The sequence below is a fragment of the Streptomyces sp. x-19 genome (genome assembly GCF_046549115.1).
GTDB classification, from domain to species: domain Bacteria; phylum Actinomycetota; class Actinomycetes; order Streptomycetales; family Streptomycetaceae; genus Streptomyces; species Streptomyces albulus_C.
Genome location: NZ_JAJPWK010000071.1, coordinates 1 through 4,522, shown reverse-complemented (window position 1 = coordinate 4,522; position 4,522 = coordinate 1). Strand labels below are relative to the sequence as shown.

The 4,522-nt window shown below is 70.2% G+C and carries 1 protein-coding gene; it reads left to right on the top strand.

Features of this window, described 5'->3' with window-relative positions; translation table 11 throughout:
- The first annotated feature begins 455 nt into the window (after positions 1-455).
- Positions 456-4,382, top strand: a complete 3,927-nt coding sequence (locus ACLJT4_RS42075; RefSeq protein WP_411130431.1) for a toxin glutamine deamidase domain-containing protein — start codon at positions 456-458, stop codon at positions 4,380-4,382.
- Positions 4,383-4,522: the final 140 nt, after the last annotated feature.

Below are 4,522 nucleotides of genomic sequence, written 5' to 3'. Positions count from 1 at the left end.
GACCCGCACAGGGAAACAACCCCACCCCCCAGCAACACGACGGACCCGCACAGGGAAACAACCCCACCCCACAACAGCACGACGGACCCGCACAGGGAAACAACCCCACCCCCCAGCAACACGACGGACCCGCACAGGGAAACAACCCCACCCCCCAACACAGCGACACGACGCCGCAGCAGCACGGCGGCGGCGGCGCCACCAGCCCGGCGCACGAGGGCAACCCGCCGCAGCACCAAGCTCCTTCGGCCACCCCGACGTCGGCTCCGACGCCGGACTCGGCCCCCACCCCCGACTCCTCGCATTCGGCGTCCCCGGACTCCGGGAGCCGTCCCGAGACGCACGGTCCGCAGTCCTCCCCGGGGCAGGACCACGCCTCTTCCCCCTCGTCCGCGCCGGACCACTCCTCGACGCAGAACGACGGCGGCAGCGGGAGCGGGAGCGGTCGGGGTGCCATGCCGACGGGCGGCGGCGTGCCGACCGGCGGCGCTCCGCATGCCGGCTCGTCGGGTCACCATTCCTCCGGTGCGCACTCCGGTGCGCCGCACCAGCCCGCGCCGCACCGCCCGGATGACGACGGCCCGGTCACCATGCAGACGGAGAGCGCGACCCTGGCCCCGCCGCCGCCCTCCGGCCTCACGCAGACGGGACCGTCCGGCGGCGACGCGCCGGGCACGTCGGGTCCGACCGGCACGCCCTCGGCGTCCGGCCAGCACGCCCCGCCCCCTGGCGTGATGATGGGCGGCGGAACCGTACCGCCCACGGGCGCCCCCACGGGTGGCGGGCACGGCTCCGCAACGCCGCCGCGGTCCTCCGGTACGTCCACGGGCAGTGGTGGCGCACCCTCCCGCCACACCCCTGCCGGTGATCCGCGGAACACCCCGCAGGCAGGGCAGGATTCGCGTCCTCGACCCACCACTCCCCGGCCCGGCCCGTCGGCGCGCACCGAGCGGCCGCAGGACAGCCAGCCGTCTCCGCGCCCGTCCCGGCCCGCGCAGCAGCTGCCGCAGGCCCATGACGGTCCGCCGGCGTCGGCCAAGCCGAACTCCTCGTCCGCGACGGGCCACGACGCGCCGACCGCCGACAACACGCCCAAGCCCGCCCACGACCAGAAGCCCGACGAGGACCAGCAGTCCCACAACCCCCCGAAGACCGACGCCAACACGTCGAATCCTGACGGCGGTCCCAAGGACGACGGGCACAAGTCGGAGAGCAAGCCCCCGAAGGGCGACGAGACCCCCACGCCGGAAGGCGACGCTCCGAAGCCCGAGGACAAGACCCCCAAGGCCGACGAGAACCCGAACGCCGAAGGCAATCCCCCGAAGGCCGACGACGGTCCGAACAAGGACGCCCAGCCCAAGGACCACGGCCCCGAGCCGGACACCGACTCCAAGCCGGACGACAAACGTCACGACGACGGCCACGAGTCCGACGGCAAGTCCGACAGCGACCCGAAGTCCGAGCACGCCCCCAAGCCCGAGGGCGACCAGCACCCCGAGGGCGACCAGTCACCGGACAAGAACGAGGAGAACGGCCCGGCCAAGGACGAGCAACCGGACCACTCCCCGGAGTCGGACCAGCCGGACCACTCCCCGGACTCGGACGACAAGTCCGACCACTCCGAGCAGAAGGACCACTCCGACCAATCCCAGGAATCGGACCACCCGGACCAGTCGGACCACGCCGACCAGTCGGACTCCGACGGTGCGGACAAGCACGACGACCGTCCGAGCCTCGACGAGATCCGCTCCGGCATCCAGGAGGCACCCGGCGGCCTGGAGCAGCCGCACGCCGCCGACCAGCAGGCGTTGGAGAACTCCGTCCCGCGCAACGACGACGGCACTCCGCAACGTTTCCCGGACCCGACCGGCGACTGGTCCAAGTTGCAGAACGACGGCGGCACCGACGTGCCGGGCCGTTCCAACAACTGTGCCGACTGCAGCCGTTCGTTCCTGGAGACCTGGTACGGCAACCCCCAGGTGTCCGCACCGCGTACGCCCGACGTCAACCCCGACGGGACGCCCGACCGCTGGTCGCCGGAGAACAAGGCCAACGAGAACATCATCGACTGGGCCGGGGCGTCGCACTCCTACGCCGGCACCAGCCCGGACGGTCACCACGCGATCGCCCAGGACCTCCTGAACGCCGGGCCGGGCTCCTCCGCGATCGTCCAGGTCAACTGGGCGGGCGGCGGCGGCCACGCGTTCAACGCGGTCAACCACAACGGGAAGGTCGTCTGGGTCGACACCCAGAGCGGCGAGGTCAGCCACAAGCCCATCAACACCGACGGCGCCACGGACGTCTTCTACATCCCGCTGGACGCCGACCGGAACCCCCTCCATCAGACCCCGGATCCGTCCGCCCACTCCGACACCCACTCGGACACCCATTCCGACTCCGACTCCGACAGCTCGTACAGCCAGTCCGACGACGGCACGCACGACGGCGCCCAGGACAGCGCTTCGACGCACGGCGCACCCGGCCCGGACCACGCGAAGGGCGACCAGCCGGAGGCCAGCGACCCCTCGGCGAAGCGCAAGGCCGAGGACCAGCCCTCGCGCGACGGCCAGACCGCCGCACCCGTTTCCGACTCCGACCCGCACAAGCGCACCAAGATGGAGGTGGACGACGACGGGCAGTCGGGCCAGCAGCCGGTCGGCGACGGCCAGAACCACGACCCGTCACCACCCCAGAGCCTGTCCGGCAGCCTTCCGGACCATCTCGACGCCATGCACCTCGACGACCACATGGACGTCGACTCCTCCCCGTCGCACCAACCGCCGACGCAACACGGCCCGCCGGCCGGCCAGTCCGGCCCCGGACACGATGGGCAGTCCGGCTCCGGCACGCCCATGGACGTCGACGGCCAGTCGCACGCCGGGCAGTCACACGGCAACGGGCAGGGTTCCCCCACTCCGGACCACAACCAGGCGGGCCCGTCCACCACGGACTCGACGAAGGACGGTGACAAGGCCGGGCAAACAGCGGACAACAAGGGCGACGACAAGCAAGACAACAAGCAGGACGACAAGCAAAAGAGCAAGGAGACCCAGGCCGCAGGGTCCAACGACACGAAGTCGGACACCAAGTCCGACTCTAAGGCCGACCCCAAACCGCCCTACTCCGACCCGAAGGACCGGGGCGACAGCGACACCGCCCAGCAGGAGAGGGACGGGAAGCACACCCTCGACCGGGAGGACACGCACTCCAAGGAGTACGGCAAGGAGCCGGACGCGGATCAGCAGAAGCTCCGCGAGCGGGCGACCCTGGACGTCCACCGCATCCCGCTCGACCGGGTCCACACGGGCCTGACCCGATGGGCCGACAGCGGGGACCTCGAGAAGGTCTTCCGGGCCTCCTCCGGTCATGCCAAGCCCGGTGATCCGGACGCCGGCAAGGGGCCGCAGAAGTTCACCGAGAGCGACCTGGAAAAGCGGCTGCCCGGTTTCAAGGACCTGGACCACGGTGAGAAGCTCGCGGTCGTCTCGTCCCTGGCGCGGATGAGCGTGGGTTTCCACGAGCAGCACGGTGTGAGTCAGAACCCGGTCGAGGTCCAGTATCCGTACCGCAACCCCGGCGAAGCGGCTCCCAAGGCCGACACGAAGGACAGCGCAGCCAAGAACGCCGAGGAGTCACTGGGGGCCCGCGGACACCGCATCAGCGGGAAAAACTACCTCGAGAAGCTCAGGTTGAACGACGGCGCCCCGGACAGCCTGAAGAAGAACACTCCGGACTTCTCGGACCGCAACTACGCGGTCCTGGAGGTCAAGGGGCCGCCGCCCGAGAACCAGCTGCATTACGTCGCGGACTCGTCCGTTCCCCCAGGTGAAAAGAACGTCAGCCGACGCCACTCCGAGAAGCACCTCCTCGACTGGCTGGACCGGGCCAACAAGGAGGGCACGAAGTACACCGCGAACGCCCTGTACACCGAGCGCGAACCGTGCGGCACGGGGGAAGGGCACGCCCATTGCTCGCTCACACTGCGCAAGATGATGCCGGACGGCTCCAAGGTGTACTACAGCACGACGTACCGCACCGACCCTGAGAACGTCCAGGCGAAGAAGGACCTCGACACGGAAAAGAGAAAGCTGAAGAAGGAGGTGGACAAATTGTCACACGACAAAGTCCAAGAGGCCGCCAAGAAACGGCTCGACCTCCGTACGGAACACACTCAGCAGTGGATCGACAGGGAGAAGGGCAAGATCGACGCCTCGAACGACGCGGAGGCGCGCAAGGAACTCAAGAAGCTGATCGACTACGAGTACAGGAAGCGGAAGGACGCGTCCACGACGCCCGAGAAGCAGGCCATGGCGCGCGAAATGGAGCGGCACATGGAGCACCTGAACTCGACCTGGAAGAAGATCCAGCCGAGCCTGATGTAGCGGACGAGCAGAGCCGTGGGGGGGGGGGGGGGGGGGGCGCCCCGCGGCCGGGCGCGCCCCCGCGCCCCCGCCGCCAGAAGCAGGGGACCCCCCAACACGGCCCGGCGCGCCCCCCCGCCCGGGCGGGCGCCGCCCACCCG

What these genes read in the sequence shown, in the direction of transcription:
- ACLJT4_RS42075 (WP_411130431.1), top strand. Translation starts at nt 456, where the DNA reads ATGCCGACGGGCGGCGGCGTGCCGACCGGCGGCGCTCCGCATGCCGGC.